Source organism: Comamonas sp. DB36, from assembly GCF_057914905.1.
Genome location: NZ_CP196631.1, coordinates 3386053 through 3408255 on the forward strand (window position 1 = coordinate 3386053; position 22203 = coordinate 3408255).

The following is a 22203-nucleotide window of genomic DNA, read 5'->3' on the forward strand; positions in this document are numbered from 1 at the left end:
AACTGGTTCACCGCGTGGATTCGCTTGCCCTTGAGGACAGGCCGTTCGACAGCCCCACCCACTGCGGTCCTTCGATGCGCGCTATGCGCTGGTCCCCCACAGCCGCGAGCTGCGCGGCCGTGACCAGTTCGGGCGCGATTTCCGCCAGCGGCAGCAGCACAAAGGCGCGCTCGCCAACACGCGGATGCGGCACAACGAGGCGTTCGCAGGAGATCCGCTGCTCGCCATAAAGCAGCAGATCGAGATCCAGCGTGCGCGGCGCGTTGCGGTAGGGGCGTTCGCGCCCGGCCGCCTGCTCGATGGCCTGCAGCGCGTCCAGCAGGTCCAGCGGTGCCAGCGTGGTGATGAGCTCGACCACGGCATTGAGATAGTCGGGGCCGCCGGCGTCAATCGGCGCGCTGGCGTACAGGCCCGAGACTTTCTCCACGCGCGTCGCGGGCATGGCGGCCAGCGCCTGCACGGCGCGCGCCAGCGCCGCGCCGCGGTCGCCCAGGTTCGCACCCAGGCCTATCCACGCGCGCACCTGGGGTGCCTGCGCTTCGGTCATATGGCCAGACCTCAATAAGGAGAGGCGTCGTCGGTGGTATCGCGCGCCGCGCCCTTGTCGGTCGCGACTGCGCCACCGGTTTCACCACCGTCAGCACCTTCGGTGGGCTTGCGGCGGCGACGGCGGCGCTTCTTGGGCGCGGCGCCGTCTTCGGTTTCGGCGAACTCGGCTTCGGCTGCGGGCGCAGCTGCTTCGGCAGCCGCGGCTGCCGCAGCCTTGGGCGCGCGGCGCGGCGCTGCGGACTTGCCCGCGGCGGGCGCCGGTGCGGGCGCTGGCGCCGCGGCCTTGGGGCGCTGGCGCTGTTCTTCGCGCGCCTGGGCAATCAGGTCGTCGCGGCGGTCGTCATCGGCCTGCTGGAATTCCTGCCACCAGCTCGCCAGCGACTCGTCGACTTCGCCCACATCGGCGCGCAGCCGCAGGAAATCGAAACCGGCGCGAAAGCGCGCCTGCTCGACCAGACCCAGCGGCGTGACGCCCGAGCGCTTTTCGAAGCGCGGCTGCATGATCCAGATTTCGCGCATGTCGGCGGCAAGCTTGCCGCGACCGGACACATCGCCAATGCGCTGGTTGAACACGTCGTCGATCGCGTCCTGCAGTGCCGGGAACGAATGCTGGCGCTGCTGCAGGCGCTGCTCCCAGCCGAGCTTGACGTCCTGCCACAGCACGCAGGCCAGCAGGAAGCTGGGCGCGACCGGCTTGCCTTCGCCCACGCGGCGGTCGGTGTCGGTCAATGCAGCCGTGACGAACGGGTGATCGGCGCGCTCGACAACCACGTCAAGCAGCGGATAGATGCCGCGGTCCAGGCCCAGCTCGCGCAGGCGCGAGATCGACGCCAGCGCATGGCCGGTCTGCAGCAGCTTGAGCATTTCGTCGAACAGACGGCTCTGCGGCACTTCGGCCAGCAGGTGCTGGCTCGCGATCAGCGGCGCGGCGGTCTTGGGCTCGAGCTTGAAGCCGACATGGTGCAGCTTGGCCGCGAAACGCACTGCGCGGATGATGCGCACCGGGTCTTCGCGGTAGCGCGTGGCCGCGTCGCCGATCATGCGCAGCACGCGCTTCTTCGCGTCCTGTATGCCCTTGTGGTAGTCGACCACGATCTGCGTCGCCGGATCGTAGTACATGGCGTTGATCGTGAAATCGCGCCGCGTCGCGTCCTGATCCTGCGGACCCCAGACGTTGTCGCGCAGCACACGGCCGCTCGCATCCACGGCATGCTTCATGCCCGCGAGCGCGGCCTTGCTGGTGCGCTCGTTGCCGGTCACGCTTTCGGCCAGGCTGTTGTCGAGAAACGCGCGGAAAGTCGAGACTTCGATCACTTCGTTCTCGCGTCCGCGGCCGTAGACCACGTGCACGATACGGAAGCGCTTGCCGATGATGAACGCGCGGCGGAACAGGCTCTTGACCTGTTCGGGCGTGGCGTTGGTGGCGACGTCGAAATCCTTGGGCCGCAGGCCCAGCAGCAGATCGCGCACCGCGCCGCCGACGATATAGGCTTCGAAGCCCGCGTCCTGCAGCGTCTCGACCACGTCGATCGCGCGGCGGTCCACGAGTTCGGGGTTGATGCCATGCACCGAAGCCGGCACTTCCTCGCGCTTGCCAAAACGCAGCTTGTGCGCGCGCGCGGCGGCGCTGGGCTTGCCCAGCAGTTTATCGATGAAGGTTTTGATCATGGGTGTTCAGTAAACAGGTCCAGTATGCGCCAACCGCGCTGCTGGGCCAGGGCGCGCAGGCGCGCGTCAGGATTGGTCGCGACCGGATGGTCCACTTTTTCGAGCAAGGGCACGTCGTTCATCGAATCGCTGTAGAACGTGCTCTCCACCCCGCTCCAGTCAAGCCCGCGCTGCTCCAGCCACTGCTGCATGCGCAGCACCTTGCCTTCGCGCATGGTCGGATGACCATCGATCTCGCCCGTGATCCAGCCCGACGCATCGCGCGCCAGCTGCACCGCCAGCAGTTCATCGACACCCAGCGCCTGGGCGATCGGGCGGGTGATGAACTCGTTGGTGGCGGTGACGATCACGATCTCGTCGCCGGCCTCACGGTGCGCCTGCAGCAGCGCGCGTGCGGCCGGGCGGATGGCCGGCGTGATGACTTCGCGCATGAACTGCGCGTGGGCCGCATCCGCGGCCTCGGCGCCGCGCGCGCGCACGGCTTCGGTCGCAAAGCGCACGTAGTCATGCACATTGAGCGTTCCCGACTGGTAGTCGGCGAAGAACGCATCGTTGCGGCGCCCGAATTCCTCCGGGTCCGTCCAGCCGATGCGGGTCGTGAACACGCCCCACTCGTAGTCCGAGTCCAGGGGCAGCAAGGTATGGTCGAGATCGAACAGCGCGAGCCGCGGGCGGACGTTGGGCGCAGAGGATGTTGGCATGGAGTTCCAGAAAAAGAGGCCTGGCAGCTGACGGGCTACTCGGTCTCCAGCATGGTCTTGAGCAATGGGATGGTGATCGCCCGCTTGTTGCGCAAGGCAAAGCCATCGAGCATGTCGAGCAACTGCATGAGGCTGCCCAGATCGCGCGAGAAGCGCTTGAGCATGTAGTCCATCACGTCGTCGCCGAGAAACACGCCGCGGGCATCGGCCTCCTGGCGCAGCACCGCGCGGCGCGCGGGTTCGTCGAGCAGCCGCAGCTGGAACACATGGCCCCAGCCCAGGCGGCTGCGCAAATCCTCGCGCAGCTTGAGGTCGGCGGGAGGCAGCTCTCCGGACGCAAGCACCCAGCGGGGAATGCCTGTGGCCGGGCTGGTCGCATTCACGAACCAGTTGAAAGCCCGCGCCTGCTGCATGGGTGTGTACAGGTGCACATCATCCATCAGCACGGCCGACCAGCGTTCGTCGAACTCCGGAGGATAGCCTATGGACGCATCCATCCAGCCGACAATGGCCCCTTGATCGCGCAGCGCTTCACGCACCGACTTGAGCAAATGGGTCTTGCCCGAGCCCGATTCCCCCCAAAGATAGGTAGGCACGGGCGAACGCGGCATCTGGCTGCGGCCTTCGCCGACCCAAAGTCGCAGATGTTGCAACACTGCGATGTTCGGACCCGCGAAGAAGCGCGACAGCGAGGGACTCGTTGCCAGACCGATATCCAGCGCCATTTGCTTCATGGACGGCATACGGACCACGCCCTCCCACCTGAGCCCAGGGGGAGCCGTGCGCGACAGGCTGGCAATAGGAAGTTCGGCAACATTACAAAGGACAGAGCAAAAAGCCCCTGACACAGGTTGATGCGACAGGGCTCGAAAGGCGCAACCACGGCTGCGCCACGCTGATTTTAGTCTGCGCGCGCGCGCAAAGCACACAGCTTGCCTGCACAGACCCGGGGAAAAGCCCTTGAAAGCAGCCACATGGACCCCGGGAAGCGGGCCGGGGCCGTAAAATCCTCGAGTTCCGCCCCTGCCGGGCACACCTGCACTGACCATCCCATGAGCTCTTCTGCCACTCCATCCACTCCTATTTCCTATAAAGACGCTGGCGTCGACATTGTTGCCGGAGATGCTCTGGTCGAGCGCATCAAGCCGCTGGCCAAGAAAACCATGCGCGAAGGCGTGATGGCCGGCATCGGCGGTTTCGGCGCACTGTTCGAAGTGCCCAAGCGCTACAAGGAACCCGTGCTGGTTTCGGGCACCGACGGCGTGGGCACCAAGCTGCGCCTGGCATTCGAGTGGAACATGCACGACACCGTCGGCATCGACCTGGTCGCGATGAGCGTCAACGACGTGCTGGTGCAAGGCGCCGAGCCGCTGTTCTTCCTCGACTACTTTGCCTGCGGCAAGCTCGACGTCGACACCGCTGCGGCCGTGGTCGGCGGCATTGCGCGCGGCTGCGAGCTGTCGGGCTGCGCGCTGATCGGCGGCGAAACCGCTGAAATGCCGGGCATGTACCCCGAAGGCGAATACGACCTCGCGGGCTTTGCCGTCGGCGCCGTCGAGAAGTCCAAGATTCTCACCGGCCAGAACGTGCAGGCCGGCGACGTGGTGCTGGGCCTGGCTTCGGCCGGCGTGCACTCCAACGGTTTCAGCCTGGTGCGCAAGTGCATCGAGCGCGCCGAAGCCAACGGCACGGTGCCCGCGACCCTCGACGGCAAGCCTTTCAAGCAAGCCATCATGGAACCCACGCGCCTGTATGTGAAGAACGTGCTGGCCGTGCTCGCCGAGCACCCGATCAAGGCCCTGGCCCACATCACCGGCGGCGGCCTGCTGGAAAACATTCCGCGCGTGCTGCCCGACGGCCTGGCTGCACACCTGGATGCCGGCAGCTGGCCGCAGACCGAGCTGTTCGCCTGGCTGCAGGCCACGGCCGGCATCGACGCCGTGGAAATGAACCGCACGTTCAACAACGGCATCGGCATGGTGGTGGTGGTGCCCGCCGAACAGGCGCAAACCATCGCCACGGCCTTGCAAGGCCTGGGCGAAACTGTCTATACCATTGGACGTATCGCCGCGCGCGGTGACGGCCAGCCCGTCGAAGTGCGCTGACCCAGCCAGTACCACAACGCGCCCAGATGTCCGATTACCTTCCAGTTCCCCGAGAAGATTTCCTCCAGACACCTTCGCGCAGCGTGGTAAACGCCAGCTATCTGCTGATGGCCGGCACCTTGCTGCTGGTCATGTGGCAAGGGCTACTGCCCGGCCTGCTGAGCGTCTGCGTGGGCTTCATGCTCACGCGCGCGCTGGCACGGCTTCTTTCGCGGCTGCAGCGCCGCCGGATTCCGGGCTATCTGCCCCACTGGGCGCAGGTGATTGCCGCCGCGGTGGTCATGCTCGCGCCGCTGGCGCTGCTGACCACGGCCCTGCCCCATACGCGCGGCTACATCGTCGAAGCCCCGCAACAATACAAAGAGCTGCTCGACTACCTGGCACGCACCGTGCTCGAGCTGCGCCACAAGCTGCCCGCCGACATCGCGAGCCAGCTGCCTGATGGCGCGCGCGAAATCCAGACCATGATCGCCTCCTACCTGGGCGCCAAGGCCGGCGTGCTGGCGATTGCCGGACGGGCCTGGCTGTCGGGCCTGCTGCACGCCTATGTGGGCCTGCTGATCGGCGCGCTCGCTGCCGTGCGCCATATCCCCTTCCAACGCCCGCCGCTGGTCGACGCGCTGTACCGGCGCATCACGCTGTTCGGCGAAGCTTTCGGCCAGATCGTCGCTGCGCAGTTCTGGATCGCCGCGTTCAACACGCTGCTCACGGCTTTCTTCCTGCTGCTGATCCTGCCCTACTGGGATCTGACGCTGCCCTATACGCCCGCGCTGATCACGCTGACCTTTGTCGCCGGCCTGATTCCCATCGTCGGCAACCTGCTGTGCAATGCCGTCATCACGCTGGTCGGGCTGTCGGTGTCGCCCGTGGCCGCCGCGGCCTGCCTGGGCTTTCTGATCCTGATCCACAAGGCCGAGTACGTGATCAACGCCAAGGTCGTGGGCCGGCGCACGCACATGGGCGTGTGGGAGCTGCTGTCGGTGATGTTTGTCGCCGAATCGGTGTTCGGCCCCGCGGGCCTGGTGGCCGCGCCGCTGTTCTACGCGTATCTCAAGAAAGAGCTCGAGGCGCGCAAGCTGGTCTAGCCAGAAACAAACTGCGCGGCTCAGCCCTTGAGCGCCGACAGGCGATTGGCGATCAGGCCCGCATCGGGCCGGTCGCCGGCATGCAATAGATAAGTCTCCCAATCCGCCACGGCTTCGCGCGTGCGGCCCTGCTCGGCCAGTACCGCCCCACGGTCACGGTATTCGGCCCAGTCGTCGGGCAGCAGCACGATCAGGCGATCGAGCGTGGCCGTGAGCAGCGCCCACTGGCTCTGGGCAAAGTAGATTTCCTTGAGATTGCGCAGCAGGCGCTCGAGAATGTCGCGCGCCGTCGCGGCCTGCAGATGCAGGCCCAGCGGAATGGTGTCTTCGCGCCGCCCGCGGCCCAGTCCGAAGGGTTCGAGGCGCTGGGCGAGTTCCTGCGCCGAAAACGAGGTACCGGTGAGCGGGTCCATGACCACCTGCCCTTCGGGCAGCCCCACCTTGAGCAGGAAATGACCGGGGAACGCAATGCCCGCGGCCTGCAGCCCCGTCGCCTGGGCCAGCTCCAGCCAGACCAGCGCCAGGCTCACGGGAATGCCGCGGCGCGTCGCCAGCACCACGGGGATGTAGCTGTTCTCGGGCGCGTAGTAGTTGTTGACGTTGCCGCCAAAACCCATTTCGCCAAAGAAGAAATGGTTGAGCACCTTGAGCCGCTGCAGCGGCGTATGCGCGCCCACCAGATGGCGCGCGAGCCGCACCTGCATCTGGTCGATATCCGCCAGCACGGCCTGGATATCGAGTTCGGGGAATTCGTCTTGCGCAATGCAGACGGCAGCCTCCATCAGCGGCAAATGCTCGTCGCTTTGCACCAGGGTGGCAAAGTATTGCAGGGAAGAAGGCGCATCAAAACGCAGTGACATGCTGTCCTTGTACGACCAGGCGCCGACGAGCGCAAGAGGGAAGGCCGCCGACACTTTCTTCGCCAGCGGCCACGGCCTGCCTACCTTATAACCAAAAACCGATACATCTCTTATCTATGCAGCAACTGCCGCAGCTTCAGACCTGCGGCCCACAGCGCGCCGAAATACAGCAGCGCCGCCGCCGCCATGATCAGCGCCAGCCAGCCCATACGCAGCAACTGATGCTCCTTGAGCGCTATCCAGTCCAGCGCCTGCCCGCTCCAGGCGAGCAGCACGGCCAGCAGCACGCTGGCCGCGAGCACCTGCAGCACCAGCTTACCCCAACCCGGCCGCGGGACATAGGTGCCGCGGCGCAGCAGCACCACCAGCAGCCAGGCCGCATTGACCAGCGCCGCGATACCGATGGACAGCGCGAGCCCGGTATGCGCCAGCCAGGGCACGAAGGCGAGATTGAGCAGCTGGGTGATGACCAGCACCACCACGGCGATCTTCACCGGCGTGCGTATGTCCTGGCTCGCGTAATACGCGGGCGCGAGCACCTTGATTGCGACCAGCCCCACGAGACCGGCACCATAGCCGGCCAATGCCAGCGCGATCTTGCCGACATCGCGGTCGGTCAGCGCGCCGCGGTGGAACAGCGTGGCGACCAGCGGCTCGGCGAACACCAGCAAGGCCACGGCGCAGGGCACGGACAGCACGACCACCAGGCGCAGACCCCAGTCGAGCATGGCCGAATAACGCTCGGCGTCGGCTGCGGCCTTGGCGGCGGCCAGCTGCGGGGTCAGCACCACGCCCAGCGCCACGCCCAGCAGCGCCGTGGGAAACTCCATCAGCCGGTCGGCATAGAACAGCCAGGACACGCTGCCCGGCGCGAGGTAGGACGCGATCTGCGTGTTGATCATCAGCGAGATCTGCGCCACGCCCACGCCCAGCAGGGCCGGTGCCATCAGCGACAGGATGCGGCGCACGCCAGCGTCCTGCCAGGCAGTGCGCACCGTGCTCCAGCGCAGGCCTATGCGCGGCAGCAGGCCCAGGCGGCGCAGCGCGGGCAGTTGCACCGCGAGCTGCAGCACGCCGCCGAGCATCACGCCCGCAGCCATCGCGTAGATGGGCTCTATGCCATGCGCGGCAAAGCGCGGCGCCGCGATCAGCGCCGCGCCAATCATGCTCACGTTGAGCAGCACCGGCGTGGCCGCGGGCACGACGAAACGCTTCCAGGTGTTGAGCACGCCGGCCGACAGCGCGACCAGCGACATGAAGCCGATATAGGGGAACATCCAGCGCGTCATCAGCACGGCGGCGTCGTAGCTCGCGGCGTTCTGCTGCAAGCCGCTGGCCAGCAGCCATACCAGCAGCGGCGCGCCGATCACGCCCAGCACGCAGGTCAGCAACAGCGCCCAGGTCAGCACGGTGGCGACATTGCCGATCAGCATGCGCGTCGCCTCGTCGCCGTCCCTGGCCTTGGTCGCGGCCAGCACCGGCACAAAGGCCTGGCTGAAAGCCCCTTCGGCAAACAGGCGCCGGAACAGGTTGGGAATGCGGAAGGCGACGTTGAACGCGTCGGTCAGCGCGTTGGCGCCGAACATGGAGGCCATGAGCAGGTCGCGCAGCAGCCCGGTGACCCGGGAAGCGAGCGTGAGCAGCGAGACAGTGGAGGCGGCTTTGAGCAGTGACACCCGCGCAGTGTATGCGCTGCACGGGCTTTAGGCGCGCATATTCACTCAAGCCAGCAACAAGTGATACAATCGCCGGCTTCGCTGACATCATCCTCAGACACAAGGAATTTGAATCATGGCATCTGCTAAACCCAAGAAAAAGAACCCCCGCCTGGCCTCCGGCCGCAAGCGCGCTCGTCAAAACGTTGTACTGAACGCCGCGAACACTTCGCTGCGCTCCAAGTACCGCACCGCTGTCAAGAACGTCGAAAAGGCTGTTCTGGCTGGCGACAAGACCAAGGCATCCGAACTGTTTGCCAAGGCACAATCCGTGCTGGATACCATTGCCGACAAGGGTATCTTCCACAAGAACAAGGCTGCTCGCGATAAGAGCCGTCTGTCCGCCAAGGTCAAGGCCCTGGCACTGGCCGCCTAATCCACATTTAGGCAATCGCACGGATGGCGCAAGCCATCTGCCGTTTGTAACGGGTGCGCTGTTAGCGAACGCAAAGACCGCCTTAGGGCGGTTTTTTCGTTGGGGGTGGAGTATGGATAGCGCCTATTGCTTGAGGGTGGACGTTCAAGGTTCGACCGGGCCGCGTAGGCAAGCTCACCACGAACGGATAACGAGTTCCTTGCCCAAACACACAAACACCGTTCGCCCTGAGCTTGTCGAAGGGCGTTTCAGGGCGTGATTCCCACCTGACACTGCACCCACAAAAAAGCCGGCATGAAGCCGGCCTGGTCGGGATGCCAAACAACGCGCGACTAGGCCTTGGGCGGCGCGTCCGGCAGCAGGCAGGCTTCGGCGATCTGCAGGTTGTTGTCTTTGGCGAAGTTGATCACGAAATCCCAGGCCATGGGCTCGTGCTCGCGCAGGTCGGCGTGCAGCACCACGCACTTGGTGCCGTTGAGTGTGGTGGGAATGCACCAGGGCGAATAGCTCAGATGGCTGCCTGAATAGGCCCCCCCGGGGCGGAACTGGCTCATGACGCCGGCCAGGCGCTCTGCCCAGTCGCTGGGCCTGAAGGTTTTCCCATCCCGGGTCAGGCCCTGGATGAACAGTTCTTGTGAGTTGGGGGAGACCATCGATATCGCTGTAGAAAGTGATGTGACCCTAGCGGGATCACCGCCGGCAGGTCAATGGGAGATTCTAACTCTTATACAAGAGTTAAGCTAAGCAACCGAGTAGTCCATGGGTCCATTGCACCGCTGTAATGCGTAATCCTCAATTTTCATCCTGCCTGGCCCATCTAAAATTGTAGTTCGCTCAACCTGGACACGGACGCAATGTCCATGCCACCCCTGCATTCTTGGGAGATTTTTGCAATGACCGCTTTCATTGAGGCTGCCTCGCCCCACGTGATGAACACCTATGGCCGCGTCCCGATCGCTCTGGAACGAGGCCAAGGCTGCCGCGTCTGGGACGTGAACGGCAAGGAATACCTCGATGCGCTCGGCGGTATTGCCGTGAACACGCTGGGCCACAACCACCCGCGTCTGGTGCCCGCGCTGCAGCAGCAGCTCACCAAGCTGATCCACACGTCCAACTACTACCATGTGCCCGGCCAGGAAACGCTGGCCAAGCTGCTGGTCGAGCGCTCGGCCATGACCAACGTGTTCTTCTGCAACACCGGACTCGAAGCCAACGAAGCCGCGATCAAGATCGCGCGCAAGTTCGGCGTCGACCAGGGCATTGCCCGGCCCGAAATCGTGGTCTATGACCATGCGTTCCACGGCCGCTCCATCGCCACCATGACCGCCACCGGCAACCCCAAGGTGCGCGAAGGCTTCGGCCCGCTGCTTGACGGCTTCATCCGCGTCGCGCCCAACGACTACGAAGGCCTGCTCGCAGCGACCGAAGGCAATGCCAACATCACGGCCGTGCTGATGGAGCCCATCCAGGGCGAAGGCGGCCTGCACCCGATGCGCGTCGAGTACCTCAAGCAGGTGCGTGCGCTGTGCGATGCGCGCGGCTGGCTGCTGATCCTGGACGAAGTCCAGGCCGGCATGGGCCGCACCGGCAAGTGGTTCGCCCATCAGTGGGCCGGCATCGTGCCCGACGTGATGACGCTGGCCAAGGGCCTGGGCTCGGGCGTGCCGATCGGCGCCGTCGTCGCCCATGGCAAGGCCGCGACCGTGCTGCAGCCGGGCAACCATGGCTCCACGTTCGGCGGCAACCCGCTGGCGATGTGCGCCGGCATAGAGACCATTCGCATCATGGAAGAAGACGGCCTGCTCGCGCATGCCGCGAGCGTGGGTGAGTACCTGCGCGCCGCGCTGCGCACCCAGCTGGGCGCGCTCGAAGGCGTGGTCGACATCCGCGGCCAGGGCCTGATGATAGGCGTCGAGCTGTCCAAGCCCTGCGGCCAGCTGATAGGCCAGGCCGCCGCCGCCGGCCTGCTGCTGAGCGTCACGGCCGACACCGTGATCCGTCTCGTGCCGCCGCTGATCCTGACCGAGGCCGAAGCCGACGAAATCGTGGCCAAACTGCTGCCTTTGGTGCAAGCTGTGCTGGCTGCCTAAACTGCAAGGAATGAAGACGTATGAAGCATTACCTCCAATTCAGTGATTTCACCGCCGAGGAATACGCTTATCTGTTCGAACGTGCCGCGCTGATCAAGAAGAAATTCAAGAACTACGAAAAGCACCATACGCTGGGCGACCGCACGCTGGCCATGATCTTCGAGAAGGCCAGCACGCGCACCCGCGTGAGCTTCGAGGCCGGCATGTACCAGCTCGGCGGCTCGGTCGTGCACCTGACCTCGGGCGACAGCCAGCTGGGCCGCTCCGAGCCCATCGAGGACAGCGCGCGCGTCATCAGCCGCATGACCGATCTGGTCATGATCCGCACCTTCGGCCAGGAGCGCATCGCGCGCTTTGCCGAGTTCTCGCGGGTTCCGGTGATCAACGGCCTGACCAACGAGTTCCATCCCTGCCAGATCCTCGCCGACATCTTCACCTTCATCGAGCACCGCGGCTCGATCCAGGGCAGGACCGTGGCCTGGGTCGGCGACGGCAACAACATGGCCAACACCTGGCTGCAGGCGGCCGACCTGCTGGGCTTCAAGGTGCATCTGAGCACGCCCGGCGGCTATGAAGTCGACGAGCAACTGGCGTTCAACGGCAAGGCCGCGAACCCCGGCAGCTACGCGGTGTTCAAGGACCCGCTCGAAGCCTGCGCGGGCGCCGATCTGGTCACGACCGACGTCTGGACCAGCATGGGCTACGAAGCCGAGAACGAAGCGCGCAAGAAGGCTTTTGCCGACTGGTGCGTGGACGCCGAAATGATGGCCGCGGCGCGCCCCGATGCGCTGTTCATGCACTGCCTGCCCGCGCACCGCGGCGAGGAAGTCGAGGCCGAAATCATCGACGGCCCGCAATCCGTGGTCTGGGAAGAAGCCGAGAACCGCATGCATGTGCAGAAGGCGTTGATGGAGTACTTGCTGCTTGGCAAACAGATAGGCTGATTCGCAGTCGGCCTTTCATCCTTCGACGGGCCCGGTGCGAACGGATAAGACCGTTCGCACCGGGCCCGTCGAAGTGCGTTTCAGGGCACGCATTTTTTCCCGCAGCCCCTCAGAAAGTTTCCGGCCATGGCCTCCTTTGAAGAAATACAGCAACGCGAAACCGGCCTGCAGCAGCACCTGAGCGGCGCGCAGATCGTGATGATCGCGATTGGCGGCGCGATCGGCACGGGCCTGTTCATGGGCAGCGCGTTTGCCATCGGCTTTGCCGGTCCCAGCGTGCTGCTGAGCTATGCGATAGGCGCGCTGATCGCGCTGCTGCTCATGGGCTGCCTGGCCGAAATGACCGTTGCCCACCCGACCTCGGGCTCATTTGGCGCCTATGCCGAACACTACATCGCGCCCTGGGCCGGCTTTCTCGTGCGCTACGCCTACTGGGCCGCCGTGGTGCTGGCCGTGGGCATGGAAGTCACGGCCGTGGGCCTGTACATGGGCTACTGGTTTCCCGACTCGCCGCGCTGGCTCTGGGTCGCGGTGTTCTCCGCGGCGCTGGTCGCGGTCAACGGCTCCAGCGTCAAGGCCTTCGGTCAGGTCGAGTACGTTTTCTCGATGATCAAGATCGTCGCCATCGTGGCCTTCATCCTGATCGGCGCCTATGTGGTGTTCGGCGCCCAGCGCCCCGACATCGGCTTTCACCATTACACCGCCCGGGGCGGCTTCTTTCCCAACGGGCTGTGGGGCACCTGGGTCGGCGTGATCGTCGCGATCTTCAGCTATCTGAGCCTGGAGGCCATCGCGGTGGCCGCGGGCGAGGCCCAGGATCCGCAAAAAGCCATCACCAGCGCGTTTCGCACCACGGTGCTGCGTCTGGTGCTGTTCTATCTGCTGACGCTGGCCTTGATGCTGGCCATCGTGCCCTGGCATGCGGCCGGCACCGACCGGAGCCCTTTCGTGCAGGTGATGGAAATCATAGGCATTCCCGGCGCCGCCCATGTGCTGAACTTCGTGGTGCTGGTCGCCGCGCTGTCGGCGATGAACAGCCAGCTGTATGTGACTTCGCGCATGATGTTCAGCCTGTCGCGCGGCGGCTATGCGCCTGCGGCGCTGGGCCATCTCAACGCGCGCGGCGTGCCCACGCGCGCCATCGCGGTGTCCTGTGCGGGCATTGCCGTGGCGATGGTGCTCAATGTCTGGCAGCCCGACAAGTCGCTCGTCTGGATGATGTCGATCGCCATGTTCGGCGCGATGTTCACCTGGTTCATGGTGTTCGTCACCCACCTGTTCTTCCGCGCGCGCTGGAAGGCCGAAGGCAGCCGGCCGCTGGCGTTTCGCATGTGGGGCTTTCCGCTGCTGACGCTGCTGGGCGCGGCGCTGATGCTGGGCGTGCTGGTCACGACCTACTTCACCGAGGAATTCCACCTGACGCTGCTGACCGGCGTGCCTTTCCTGGGCGTGCTGCTGCTGGTCTACGCGCTGTGGTTCCGGCGCCGCTGAGCGCGCGCGCGGCCTGCACGCGGTTTACAGTGGAGTGACCATGCCACAGCAACTCTGGGACATCTCCCCTCCTATCCACGACGCCAGCCCGGTGTTCCCGGGCGACACGCCCTACAGCCAGCAATGGTGCGCGACGATCTCGCCGCAATGCCCGGTCAATGTCAGCGCCATCACGCTGTCGCCGCATGTCGGCGCGCATGCCGATGCGCCGCTGCATTACGCCGCCGACGGCGCGGCCATAGGCGCGGTCGATCTCGATACCTTTCTGGGACCCTGCCGCGTGATCCATGCGATCGCGCCCGGCCCGCTGCTGCTGTGGCAGCATATCGAACATGCGATCACGCCCGATTTGCCGGCGCGCGTGCTGGTGCGCACCTACGCGCAGGCACCCACGGGCTGGGACGGCGATCTCGCCGCCTATGCGCCCGAGACCGTCGAGCGCCTGGCCGATCTGGGCGTGCGGCTGATCGGCATCGATACCGCGAGCATCGATCCGGCCAGCAGCAAGACGCTGGACAGCCACCAGGTGATACGCCGGCGCGGCCTGCGCGTGCTCGAGAACCTGGTGCTCGACGCCGTTCCCGAAGGCGACTACGAACTGATCGCGCTGCCGCTCAAACTCACGCAGGCCGACGCCTCGCCCGTGCGCGCGGTGCTGCGCGCGCTGCCTGCAAACCACTGATGGAGACAAGCAACCCATGACAATCACCTTGCAAGACTGCCGCGAACGCGACGCCCAGGACCCGCTGCGCGCGCTGCGCGATCACTTCACGCTGCCCGCGGGCCAGATCTACCTCGACGGCAATTCGCTGGGCGTGGCTCCCAGGGCCGCAGCGGCGCGCGTGGCCCAGGTCGTGCAGCAGGAATGGGCGCAGGACCTGATCACCTCCTGGAACAAGGCTGGCTGGGTCGATCTGCCCATGCGCCTGGGCAACCAGTTCGCGCCCTGGCTGGGCGCGCGCGCCGATGAAGTGGTGTTCACCGACACCACCTCGATCAACCTGTTCAAGGTGCTCACCGCCGCGGCGCGCATCGCGGCCGAGGACGGCCCGGCGCGCAAGAAGCTGCTGACCGAGCGCAGCAACTTCCCCACCGATCTCTACATTGCCGAATCGATCTGCGAGCAGCACGGGCTGCAGTTGGTGCAGCTCGAGCCCGAGGAAATCCTGCACGCGCTCGACGACGACGCGGCCATCCTGCTGCTGACCCATGTGAACTACCGCACGGGCGCGATGCACGACATGGCGGCCATCACCGCCGCGGCCCATGCGCATCGCATCCTGTGCGTCTGGGATCTGTGCCACAGCGCGGGCGCGGTGCCGATAGACCTGCACGCGGCCGACGCCGACTTCGCCGTGGGCTGCGGCTACAAGTACCTCAACGGCGGACCGGGCGCGCCGGCCTTTGTCTGGGCCCATCCGCGCGTCGTCAACCGCAGCGCCCAGCCGCTCGCGGGCTGGTTCGGCCACACGGCGCCGTTCCAGTTCACGCCCCACTACACTCCGGCCGAAGGCATTCGCCGCTACCTGTGCGGCACCCAGCCCATCATCAGCCTGTCGGCGCTGCAATGCGGGCTCGACGTGTACAGCGCCAGCGAAGCGCTGGGCGGCATGCAAGCATTGCGCGCCAAGTCGCTGGCGCTGACCGACCTGTTCATCGCCCTTGTCGAATCGCGCTGCGCGGGCCATGGGCTGGAGCTGGCGACGCCGCGCGCGCATGAAAAGCGCGGCTCGCAGGTATGCCTGGCGCGCGCCGAAGGCCTGGGAGTGAATGGACTGGGCAGCGGCGCCTATGCCATTGTCCAGGCGCTGATCGCGCGCGGCGTGATCGGCGACTTCCGCCAGGGCGACGGCGGCGTGGGCGTGCACAAGGACATACTGCGCTTTGGCTTCACGCCGCTGTATGTCGGTTTCGAGGACGTATGGAACGCGGTCGAACAGCTGCGCCAGGTGCTGGAAAGCGGCGAATGGCGCGAAGCGCATTTCCACCAGCGCAATGCAGTGACTTAAGCCCCCACGCTCGCCCACTGCGTGTGGCTCGCTGCCCCCCGAGGGGGCCTTCGCCGGCTTGGGGCGGCCCGGCACCGACTCAGCAAGCCCCCACGCTCGCCCACTGCGTGTGGCTCGCTGCCCCCCGAGGGGGCCTTCGCCTAGGCATTCACCGCCTGCATCGCCCACAGATGCGCGCCCACTAGCGCGCGCCAGGGCGCGAACAGTGCGAGCCAGGCCTGGGCGCGCGGCTGGTCCACCTCGGTCTGCAACAGCCGCGCAATGCCGTGGCGCACGACCACATCGCCGTGCAGCGAGCCGTCGAGCCAGCCAAAACCGCGCAGCAGCGTATAGCTGACCGTCCACGGGCCTATGCCCTTGATCGCGAGCAGGGCCTGGGCGATCTGCGCGGCCGGCAGTTGCGGCGCGGCAGCCCAGTCGTCGAGCGGCAAGGCCCCCGATTGCACGCCTTCGGCCACCGCCAGCAGACTTTGCGCCTTGGACTGCGACAGGCCCGCGGCGCGCAGGCGCTCCAGGCCCAGCGCCAGCACCTGATCGGCATGCGGGTGGCAATACAGTCCGCTGCGATGCCGCAGATCGGCCGCGAGGATGAGCCGCCGGCGCAGCGACACCGCTGCCGCGACGCTGATCTGCTGGCCCATGATGGCCCAGGCCAGGGCCTCGAACGGCGTTCCCGCGACCGGCACACGCAGCCCTGACTGCTCGCGCAGCACCGGCCCCAGCAAAGGATGCGCGGAAAACTGCGCCTCGAACGCCTCGATGTCCTGCGTCAGCCCCAGCATGCGCCGCACCAGGGGCAGCGCCTCGTGCCGGGCCTGGTCCTGGCCGCCCGCAGCCGTCTGCCACTGCACCTGCGCCTGGCCCGGCGCGAAATCGATTTGCAGGCACACCGGCTGGCCGCGCCACCAGATGCCTTTGCGCAACGTAGCGGCCCCGACCTGCTCGGCCAGCGCCTCGCGGTCGCGCGCATGGAAAGCGAGGATGCTGTCGGCGCGGAAATTCAGCGGCAACGGCAACTGCCATGCCGCTGGCGTCTCGGGACTGTGGACCATGCGTAACTTCCAGAAAAAGATGCCGGGCGGGAAAGCCAGGGCGCCGCCTGCGGCGCGCCCGGCCTATGATGTGATCGACTGTTTATTGTCCCGCTTCCATGACCGCAACCACCCCACCCCTCGCCCCCGAAGCCATCGTGCAGCAGGAGCGCGCCCAGCTCGACTTCAGCCAGAGCATGAGCTATGGCGACTATCTGCAACTCGACCAGATCCTCACGGCGCAAAAGCCGCTGTCGCCCGATCACAACGAGCTGCTGTTCATCATCCAGCACCAGACCAGCGAGCTGTGGATGAAACTGATGCTGCACGAACTGCATGCGGCGATCGCCCATGTGGCCGGCGACGAGCTGCCCAAGGCGTTCAAGATGCTTGCGCGCGTCTCGCGCATCATGGAGCAACTGGTCCATGCCTGGGACGTGCTGGCGACGATGACACCGCCCGAATACAGCGCGATCCGCCCATATCTTGCGCAGTCCAGCGGTTTTCAGAGCTACCAGTACCGCTGCATAGAATTCTCGCTGGGCAACAAGAACGCGGCCATGCTCAAGCCGCATGCCCACCGGCCCGAACTGCTGGCCGAAGTCGAGGCCGCCTACCGCGCGCCCTCGCTTTACGACGAAGCCCTGCGCCTGCTCGCGCGCCGCGGCATCGCCGTGCCGGCCAGCCATCTCGAACGCGACTGGACCCTGCCCTACTGCGCCGACGATGGTGTGGAGCAGGCCTGGCTCACGGTCTACCGCGACCCCACGACCCACTGGGACCTGTACCAGCTCGGCGAGGAACTCACCGACCTCGAGGACGCATTCCGTCTCTGGCGCTTCCGCCATGTGACCACGGTCGAGCGCGTGATCGGCTTCAAGCGCGGCACGGGCGGCACGGGCGGCGTGAGCTATCTGCGCAAGATGCTCGACGTGGTGCTGTTCCCTGAAATCTGGACGCTGCGCACCGCGCTTTGACGACCCCGCCCCTGGGTTTTTCCTAGGACCGCCAGCGCCTCGGGCGACAGGCGGCGGCCCCGGCGCAGGCTAGGCTAGGCCATGAGGAAAATTGCGCCGTGAATCCGCCCCAGACATCGCCCCTGCCCCCTGCCGCTGGCGCGCCTGACGCCGATGCCTGCCTGTCCTCGCGCGCTGCCTGGGCCATGCTGCTGGCGCTGATCAGCGGCTTTGCGCTGAGCCAGGCCTATCGCACGGTCACGGCGATCATCGCCGTGGCGCTGCAGACCGACTTCGGCCTTTCGCCTTCGGCGCTGGGCCTGTTCGCAAGCCTGTTCGCGCTGACCTTTGGCGCGGTGCAGCTGTTCATGGGAGTGGGCATAGACCTCTATGGCCTGCGCCGCACGGTGCTGGTTGCCGCGCCGCTGAGCATTCTGGGCGCGGGCCTGTCGGCCTGGTCGCCCAACTACGGCTGGCTGCTTGCGGGCCAGGCGCTGATCGGTCTGGGTTGCGCGCCGGCCTTTCTCGCCTGTACGGTGTTCATCGCAAGGCATTTCGCGGCCTCGCAGTTCGCCGCGGTCTCGGGCATGAGCCTGGGGCTGGGCGGCATAGGCATGCTGTTCACGGGCTCGCCTCTGGCCTGGCTGGTCGAACACTACGGCTGGCGCAGCGGGTTCGCGACGCTGGGACTGCTGTCCGTGCTGTCCTGGCTGCTGATCGCCTGGAAAGTGCATGAGCCCGCGCAAAGCGCCAGCGCCGCACCGCGCCAGAGCTGGCTCGCGGCGACGCGCGAATTCGGCCTGCTGCTGACCCAGCCCTACAGCTGGGGCATTCTGGCCATGGCCTTGGTGACCTATGCATCCTTCCTGACGCTGCGCGGCCTCTGGCTGGGGCCGCTGCTGATGGAGCGCCAGGGCTGGTCGCTGGTCGCCAGCGGCCACCTGGCCTTGGTCGTATCGCTGATCTCGCTGGTCAGCCCCGGAATGTTCGGCCGCATGGACCCGGGCCCGCTGCGCCGGCGCCGCCTGCTGGTCACCACGACTTCTCTCATCGCGCTGCTGTACGCGGCGCTGGGCCTGCTGCACACCGGCTGGCTCAATGTGGCGCTGATCATCGTGATCGTCATTGTTTCGGGCGGATCGGTGCTGCAATACGCACATGTGCGCTCGTCCTACCCGCCCGAAGCCACGGGCCGGGCCATGGCGCTGCTCACCATGGCCATGTTCCTCGGCGCCGCCCTGATGCAGTGGCTCACGGGCCTGATGGCCTCCTGGGCCACGCGCTACGGCTTCGATCCGTTTGCCGCCGTGATGCTGGGCATTGCGCTCATGCTGTGCCTGGGCGCGGCGGCGTTCCAGATGCTGCCGGTTTCAGACCGTCTACAGCGAACTGGCGCTTGACCCGTCGCCGCGGTAGAGCCAGGGCAGGTCCATCACGCGCGCGCCCAGCAGCTTCAACGCGGCATCGCGCCCCCAGCGCACCGGGCCGGTCGCGTGGAAGATGCGGCCGTTGCGCTGCGAGCGCGCCTGCACGCGCGCGTTGCGCTGCCAGCGGTTGAGCGCGTAGCGGCGCAGCCGCAAGGGCACATCGAGATCATGCATCGACAGCGCGCGCTGCAGCTCGGCCGCGTCTTCTATCGCCATGCCCGCGCCCTGCGCGAGATATGGCCGCATGGGGTGGCTGGCATCGCCCAGCAAGGCAACCACGCCCTGGGCCATTTCCGCAGGCGAGCGCAGCGGCGGGCGGTCGGCCAGCGGCCACAGCCGCCAGCCCATGCGCGGCACGCTGCGCACCAGGTCCTGCAACGCACTGCAGGCGCCGGCAAGCACGGTTTCCAGATCCTGGGCGTTGGCCGCATGGTCCCAGCGCTCCATGTCCTGGGGCGCGGGCCCCTGGACAATGATCACCAGATTCTGCAATTCGCCACGGCGCACCGGATACTGGATCACGTGCAGCCGCGGGCCCAGCCAGGCCGTCACCTGGGAAGTGCGCAAACGCTGGGGCATTTCGGCCTGGCGCACCATCGCCCTGTAGGCGAGATGACCCGTGGAGCGCGGCGGTTCATCGCCCAGCATCTGCATGCGCAGGCGACTGTGCACGCCATCGGCGCAGATCAGCGCATCGCCTTCGATCAGCTTGTTGGCCTCGGTGCGAACCGTCACCACGCCATCGGCCTCGCGATAGTGCGCAATGGTCTGGGCCAGATTCAGATGCACTTCGGCATAGTCGCGCAGTCCGCCGAGCAGCAGCGCGTGCAGATCGGCGCGATGAATGGTCACATAGGCCGCGCCATAACGCTCGACCACGGCTTGCCCCAAAGGCATGCGCGCCAGCGCCTCACCGGTCACCGCGCTGCGCACCTGCAGGGCTTCGGGCAACGCGACCACCGATTGCAGGTCCTTTTGCAAGCCCCAGGCCTGCAACCGCCGCACCACGTTTGGTCCCAGCTGTATACCCGCGCCGACTTCGCTGAATTTCTGCGCGCGTTCAAACAGCCGCACATCGCAGCCCGCCCTCGCGGCCCCTATACCTGCAGCGAGTCCGCCGATTCCCCCCCCTGCAATCAACACCTGCTTTTTCATACGCCCATTGTGCCGCGTTCCGCGCCGCGTCGAAATCATCCGCATACGGTTTATCTGTGCAGTTGCTGGAAATCGTTTTCAAACAGCACTAATCTGCAGGACGAGAGGTCATTTGTAACTATTTCGGCAGCAAACTTCAAACGAACCATTTTGGTGCATTGCGAGTTCAATAATATCGAACACACCCGTTAAAAAGTTTGGTAGCCGACAAATGTCCCATGATCTGATTGCATTCCTGCAATCTTGCACGTCCATATTGAGCGCAAAAATTGGACAACAAAAAAGGCCTGCATTGCAGGCCTTTTCTTGAAAGCGAAGCGCAATTAAATTGCGAACTTTTCACGCTCTTCGTTCTGGATCCACTTGGGAGCCTTGCCACGACCGGTCCAGGTCTGACCGGTATTGGGGTCGCGGTACTTGGGAGCGACCTTGGCGCCAGTGCCGGCGCTGCGTGCTGCGCGTGCAGGAGGAAACACATCTTCAGGCGTCATTTCATACTCGGCAACCAGGGAACGCACACGAGCGACAGCATCCGACAATTCGCGGCTGCGGGCCTCATGAATCTGCTGTTCCAAGGCTTCTTTTTGCTTGAGCAATTCTTTGTATGAATTCATGGTTCGTATCTTATGGATAGGTGAAAAAGTGACTGGATATTATAGAAAAATATAAAACCACGCCAGCATAAAAACTATACGTAATTACCACAACATTTACATCGCTCTATTTTAATTCCACGGCTCAAGCGCTCTGCACTGGTTTCTCTGCAAGCACCTTATCAATCCGTTTTCCATCCAGGTCCACAATTTCAAAGATCCATCCCGCACAGGCAATTCTTTCACCAACTGCAGGCAATCGACCCGTTTCAGCCATCAAAAGGCCCGCAATGGTGTTATACCGGCCGCGATCCTCTTCAGGCAGGTCGCGGATATCGAGCCGCGCCTTGAGTTCCGAGACCGGCATCAATCCATCCAGCAGCCAGGACCCATCTTCGCGTGGCGTGGCCCATGCATCAGTATGCGCGCCGGGCTTGAGTTCGCCAGTAATGGCTTCGAGTAAATCGCGCGGCGTCATGATGCCTTGCACCACGCCGTATTCATCGACCACGAAAACCATGCGGCCGGAGCGCGCGCGCAACTGGTCGAGCAATTCCATGCCGCTGAGCGTTTCAGGCAGGAATGCCGCAGGCAAGGCATGCTCGCCCAGCTTGCCTTCGGCCGCCGCGCCCAGCGCCAGCATGCGGGCCACGCTGATGACGCCCACCACGTCGTCGAGCGAACCACGGCATACCGGATACCACGAGTGGCCGCCTTTTTCCTGGCCGTCGGCCGACAAGCGCAAGCCTTCGAACACCGAAAGATCGGCATCGAGCCACTGCACGTCGGAGCGCGGCACCATCAATGAAGTCAGCGAACGGTCGTCGAGACGGAACACGTTCTGCACCATCTGGTGCTCATGGAATTCGATCACGCCCGCATTGCGGCCTTCCTCAAGGCTGGCGACGATCTCCTCTTCCGTGACTGCCCGGCTGGCGGAGTCATTGACGCGCAGCAGCGTGAGCACTGCCTGGGTCGATGCCGACAGCAGGCGCACGAAAGGCTTGGCAGCCGAAGCCACCCAGGTCATGGGACGCGCAATCAGCCGTGCCACGGTTTCAGGGTACAACTGGCCAATGCGCTTGGGAACCAGTTCGCCAAAGACGATGGTGATGAAAGTGATGACGGCGACGACAATGGCCGTGGCCGAGACGCCCGAAGCGCTTTCGGGAACACCTGCATTGCGCAGCCATTGGGCCAGGCCGTCGCTGAATGCGGCCTCGCCGATGATGCCGTTGAGCATGCCGATGGAAGTGATGCCCACCTGCACCGAAGACAGGAACTGGGTTGGATTTTCCAGCAATACCAAAGCGGCCTCGGCCCCCTTGTCGCCGTCTTCGGCCATGCCCGCAAGACGGGACTTGCGGCTCGACGCCAATGCCAATTCCGACATGGCAAACACACCATTGAGCAGGGTCAAGAGTGCAATCAGCAGAAAATCCATGAAT

The 22203-nt window shown here is 65.3% G+C and carries 21 protein-coding genes; 10 read left to right on the plus strand and 11 right to left on the minus strand.

Annotation, left to right across the window (positions count from 1 at the left end; all coding sequences use genetic code 11):
- Window positions 1–7: 7 nt before the first annotated feature.
- The 4 genes from folK to hda are packed head-to-tail and all read right to left on the minus strand — an operon-like array spanning window position 8 to window position 3652.
- On the minus strand, window positions 8–547 hold the full coding sequence (gene folK, locus ACSVDO_RS15875) for a 2-amino-4-hydroxy-6-hydroxymethyldihydropteridine diphosphokinase (RefSeq protein WP_489593315.1): 540 nt from the start codon (window positions 545–547) through the stop codon (window positions 8–10).
- Window positions 548–558: 11 nt separating this feature from the next.
- Window positions 559–2217, minus strand: coding sequence for a polynucleotide adenylyltransferase PcnB (gene pcnB, locus ACSVDO_RS15880; protein WP_489593317.1), 1659 nt, complete (start codon window positions 2215–2217; stop codon window positions 559–561).
- Window positions 2214–2918 (minus strand): histidinol-phosphatase, encoded by a 705-nt coding sequence (locus tag ACSVDO_RS15885; protein ID WP_489593319.1) that lies wholly within the window; start codon window positions 2916–2918, stop codon window positions 2214–2216. Before ACSVDO_RS15885 ends, pcnB begins: the two co-directional genes overlap by 4 nt.
- A 35-nt stretch (window positions 2919–2953) precedes the next feature.
- Window positions 2954–3652, minus strand: a complete 699-nt coding sequence (gene hda / locus ACSVDO_RS15890; protein WP_332535602.1) for a DnaA regulatory inactivator Hda — start codon at window positions 3650–3652, stop codon at window positions 2954–2956.
- A gap of 318 nt (window positions 3653–3970) precedes the next feature.
- On the opposite strand from hda, the gene purM reads away from it, so the two are divergent.
- A complete protein-coding gene (gene purM, locus ACSVDO_RS15895) occupies window positions 3971–5023 on the plus strand; it encodes a phosphoribosylformylglycinamidine cyclo-ligase (RefSeq protein ID WP_332535601.1) in 1053 nt (350 codons plus the stop codon).
- A 26-nt stretch (window positions 5024–5049) separates the two neighbouring features.
- Window positions 5050–6108, plus strand: coding sequence for an AI-2E family transporter (locus ACSVDO_RS15900; protein ID WP_489593321.1), 1059 nt, complete (start codon window positions 5050–5052; stop codon window positions 6106–6108).
- Window positions 6109–6128: 20 nt separating this feature from the next.
- Here the strand turns inward: ACSVDO_RS15900 and ACSVDO_RS15905 are convergent, their stop codons facing one another.
- Complete coding sequence (locus ACSVDO_RS15905) at window positions 6129–6968, minus strand: SirB1 family protein (RefSeq protein WP_489593323.1); 840 nt, start codon at window positions 6966–6968, stop codon at window positions 6129–6131.
- Window positions 6969–7078: 110 nt separating this feature from the next.
- The gene (murJ, locus tag ACSVDO_RS15910) at window positions 7079–8644 is read right to left on the minus strand and encodes a murein biosynthesis integral membrane protein MurJ (protein WP_332549698.1); all 1566 of its coding nucleotides are present in this window, start codon (window positions 8642–8644) and stop codon (window positions 7079–7081) included.
- A 115-nt stretch (window positions 8645–8759) separates the two neighbouring features.
- Between murJ and rpsT the strand changes: the two genes are divergently transcribed.
- The gene (rpsT, locus tag ACSVDO_RS15915; protein WP_159917413.1) at window positions 8760–9059 is read left to right on the plus strand and encodes a 30S ribosomal protein S20; all 300 of its coding nucleotides are present in this window, start codon (window positions 8760–8762) and stop codon (window positions 9057–9059) included.
- Window positions 9060–9391: 332 nt separating this feature from the next.
- Here the strand turns inward: rpsT and ACSVDO_RS15920 are convergent, their stop codons facing one another.
- The gene (locus tag ACSVDO_RS15920; protein ID WP_332535594.1) at window positions 9392–9712 is read right to left on the minus strand and encodes a DUF3579 domain-containing protein; all 321 of its coding nucleotides are present in this window, start codon (window positions 9710–9712) and stop codon (window positions 9392–9394) included.
- Between the two features lie 240 nt (window positions 9713–9952).
- Between ACSVDO_RS15920 and ACSVDO_RS15925 the strand changes: the two genes are divergently transcribed.
- The 5 genes from ACSVDO_RS15925 (at window position 9953) to kynU (ending at window position 15593) form a co-directional block, all read left to right on the plus strand.
- Window positions 9953–11149 (plus strand): aspartate aminotransferase family protein, encoded by a 1197-nt coding sequence (locus tag ACSVDO_RS15925; RefSeq protein ID WP_489593326.1) that lies wholly within the window; start codon window positions 9953–9955, stop codon window positions 11147–11149.
- A 20-nt stretch (window positions 11150–11169) separates the two neighbouring features.
- Window positions 11170–12093 (plus strand): ornithine carbamoyltransferase, encoded by a 924-nt coding sequence (gene argF / locus ACSVDO_RS15930; protein WP_332535590.1) that lies wholly within the window; start codon window positions 11170–11172, stop codon window positions 12091–12093.
- A gap of 126 nt (window positions 12094–12219) precedes the next feature.
- Window positions 12220–13584, plus strand: a complete 1365-nt coding sequence (locus tag ACSVDO_RS15935; protein ID WP_332535588.1) for an amino acid permease — start codon at window positions 12220–12222, stop codon at window positions 13582–13584.
- 40 nt (window positions 13585–13624) lie between these two features.
- The gene (gene kynB / locus ACSVDO_RS15940) at window positions 13625–14266 is read left to right on the plus strand and encodes an arylformamidase (RefSeq protein ID WP_332535587.1); all 642 of its coding nucleotides are present in this window, start codon (window positions 13625–13627) and stop codon (window positions 14264–14266) included.
- Window positions 14267–14282: 16 nt separating this feature from the next.
- The gene (kynU, locus tag ACSVDO_RS15945; RefSeq protein WP_489593329.1) at window positions 14283–15593 is read left to right on the plus strand and encodes a kynureninase; all 1311 of its coding nucleotides are present in this window, start codon (window positions 14283–14285) and stop codon (window positions 15591–15593) included.
- Window positions 15594–15733: 140 nt separating this feature from the next.
- On the opposite strand, the gene ACSVDO_RS15950 is transcribed toward kynU, so the two are convergent.
- Window positions 15734–16645, minus strand: coding sequence for a DNA-3-methyladenine glycosylase family protein (locus ACSVDO_RS15950; protein WP_489593331.1), 912 nt, complete (start codon window positions 16643–16645; stop codon window positions 15734–15736).
- Between the two features lie 98 nt (window positions 16646–16743).
- Here ACSVDO_RS15950 and kynA point away from each other — a divergent pair, with 98 nt between their 5' ends.
- Window positions 16744–17601, plus strand: a complete 858-nt coding sequence (kynA, locus tag ACSVDO_RS15955) for a tryptophan 2,3-dioxygenase (RefSeq protein WP_489593333.1) — start codon at window positions 16744–16746, stop codon at window positions 17599–17601.
- Window positions 17602–17699: 98 nt separating this feature from the next.
- Window positions 17700–18980 carry an MFS transporter gene (locus ACSVDO_RS15960; RefSeq protein WP_489593335.1) on the plus strand — a complete coding sequence of 427 codons (1281 nt, stop codon included), beginning with the start codon at window positions 17700–17702 and terminating at the stop codon, window positions 18978–18980.
- Here the strand turns inward: ACSVDO_RS15960 and ACSVDO_RS15965 are convergent.
- From ACSVDO_RS15965 to ACSVDO_RS15975, 3 genes are all read right to left on the minus strand, one after another.
- The gene (locus ACSVDO_RS15965) at window positions 18960–20162 is read right to left on the minus strand and encodes an FAD-dependent monooxygenase (RefSeq protein WP_489593337.1); all 1203 of its coding nucleotides are present in this window, start codon (window positions 20160–20162) and stop codon (window positions 18960–18962) included. The genes ACSVDO_RS15960 and ACSVDO_RS15965 overlap by 21 nt on opposite strands.
- 323 nt (window positions 20163–20485) lie before the next feature.
- Complete coding sequence (locus tag ACSVDO_RS15970) at window positions 20486–20776, minus strand: H-NS histone family protein (protein WP_332535576.1); 291 nt, start codon at window positions 20774–20776, stop codon at window positions 20486–20488.
- Window positions 20777–20900: 124 nt separating this feature from the next.
- The gene (locus tag ACSVDO_RS15975; RefSeq protein WP_489593339.1) at window positions 20901–22199 is read right to left on the minus strand and encodes a hemolysin family protein; all 1299 of its coding nucleotides are present in this window, start codon (window positions 22197–22199) and stop codon (window positions 20901–20903) included.
- Window positions 22200–22203: the final 4 nt, after the last annotated feature.

Bases quoted from the DNA above. Each gene is read 5' to 3' on its own strand.
- folK (WP_489593315.1), bottom strand. From the start codon at position 547: ATGACCGAAGCGCAGGCACCCCAGGTGCGCGCGTGGATAGGCCTGGGT.
- pcnB (WP_489593317.1), bottom strand. From the start codon at position 2,217: ATGATCAAAACCTTCATCGATAAACTGCTGGGCAAGCCCAGCGCCGCC.
- ACSVDO_RS15885 (WP_489593319.1), bottom strand. From the start codon at position 2,918: ATGCCAACATCCTCTGCGCCCAACGTCCGCCCGCGGCTCGCGCTGTTC.
- hda (WP_332535602.1), bottom strand. From the start codon at position 3,652: ATGAAGCAAATGGCGCTGGATATCGGTCTGGCAACGAGTCCCTCGCTG.
- purM (WP_332535601.1), top strand. From the start codon at position 3,971: ATGAGCTCTTCTGCCACTCCATCCACTCCTATTTCCTATAAAGACGCT.
- ACSVDO_RS15900 (WP_489593321.1), top strand. From the start codon at position 5,050: ATGTCCGATTACCTTCCAGTTCCCCGAGAAGATTTCCTCCAGACACCT.
- ACSVDO_RS15905 (WP_489593323.1), bottom strand. From the start codon at position 6,968: ATGTCACTGCGTTTTGATGCGCCTTCTTCCCTGCAATACTTTGCCACC.
- rpsT (WP_159917413.1), top strand. From the start codon at position 8,760: ATGGCATCTGCTAAACCCAAGAAAAAGAACCCCCGCCTGGCCTCCGGC.
- ACSVDO_RS15920 (WP_332535594.1), bottom strand. From the start codon at position 9,712: ATGGTCTCCCCCAACTCACAAGAACTGTTCATCCAGGGCCTGACCCGG.
- ACSVDO_RS15925 (WP_489593326.1), top strand. From the start codon at position 9,953: ATGACCGCTTTCATTGAGGCTGCCTCGCCCCACGTGATGAACACCTAT.
- argF (WP_332535590.1), top strand. From the start codon at position 11,170: ATGAAGCATTACCTCCAATTCAGTGATTTCACCGCCGAGGAATACGCT.
- ACSVDO_RS15935 (WP_332535588.1), top strand. From the start codon at position 12,220: ATGGCCTCCTTTGAAGAAATACAGCAACGCGAAACCGGCCTGCAGCAG.
- kynB (WP_332535587.1), top strand. From the start codon at position 13,625: ATGCCACAGCAACTCTGGGACATCTCCCCTCCTATCCACGACGCCAGC.
- kynU (WP_489593329.1), top strand. From the start codon at position 14,283: ATGACAATCACCTTGCAAGACTGCCGCGAACGCGACGCCCAGGACCCG.
- ACSVDO_RS15950 (WP_489593331.1), bottom strand. From the start codon at position 16,645: ATGGTCCACAGTCCCGAGACGCCAGCGGCATGGCAGTTGCCGTTGCCG.
- kynA (WP_489593333.1), top strand. From the start codon at position 16,744: ATGACCGCAACCACCCCACCCCTCGCCCCCGAAGCCATCGTGCAGCAG.
- ACSVDO_RS15965 (WP_489593337.1), bottom strand. From the start codon at position 20,162: ATGAAAAAGCAGGTGTTGATTGCAGGGGGGGGAATCGGCGGACTCGCT.
- ACSVDO_RS15970 (WP_332535576.1), bottom strand. From the start codon at position 20,776: ATGAATTCATACAAAGAATTGCTCAAGCAAAAAGAAGCCTTGGAACAG.
- ACSVDO_RS15975 (WP_489593339.1), bottom strand. From the start codon at position 22,199: ATGGATTTTCTGCTGATTGCACTCTTGACCCTGCTCAATGGTGTGTTT.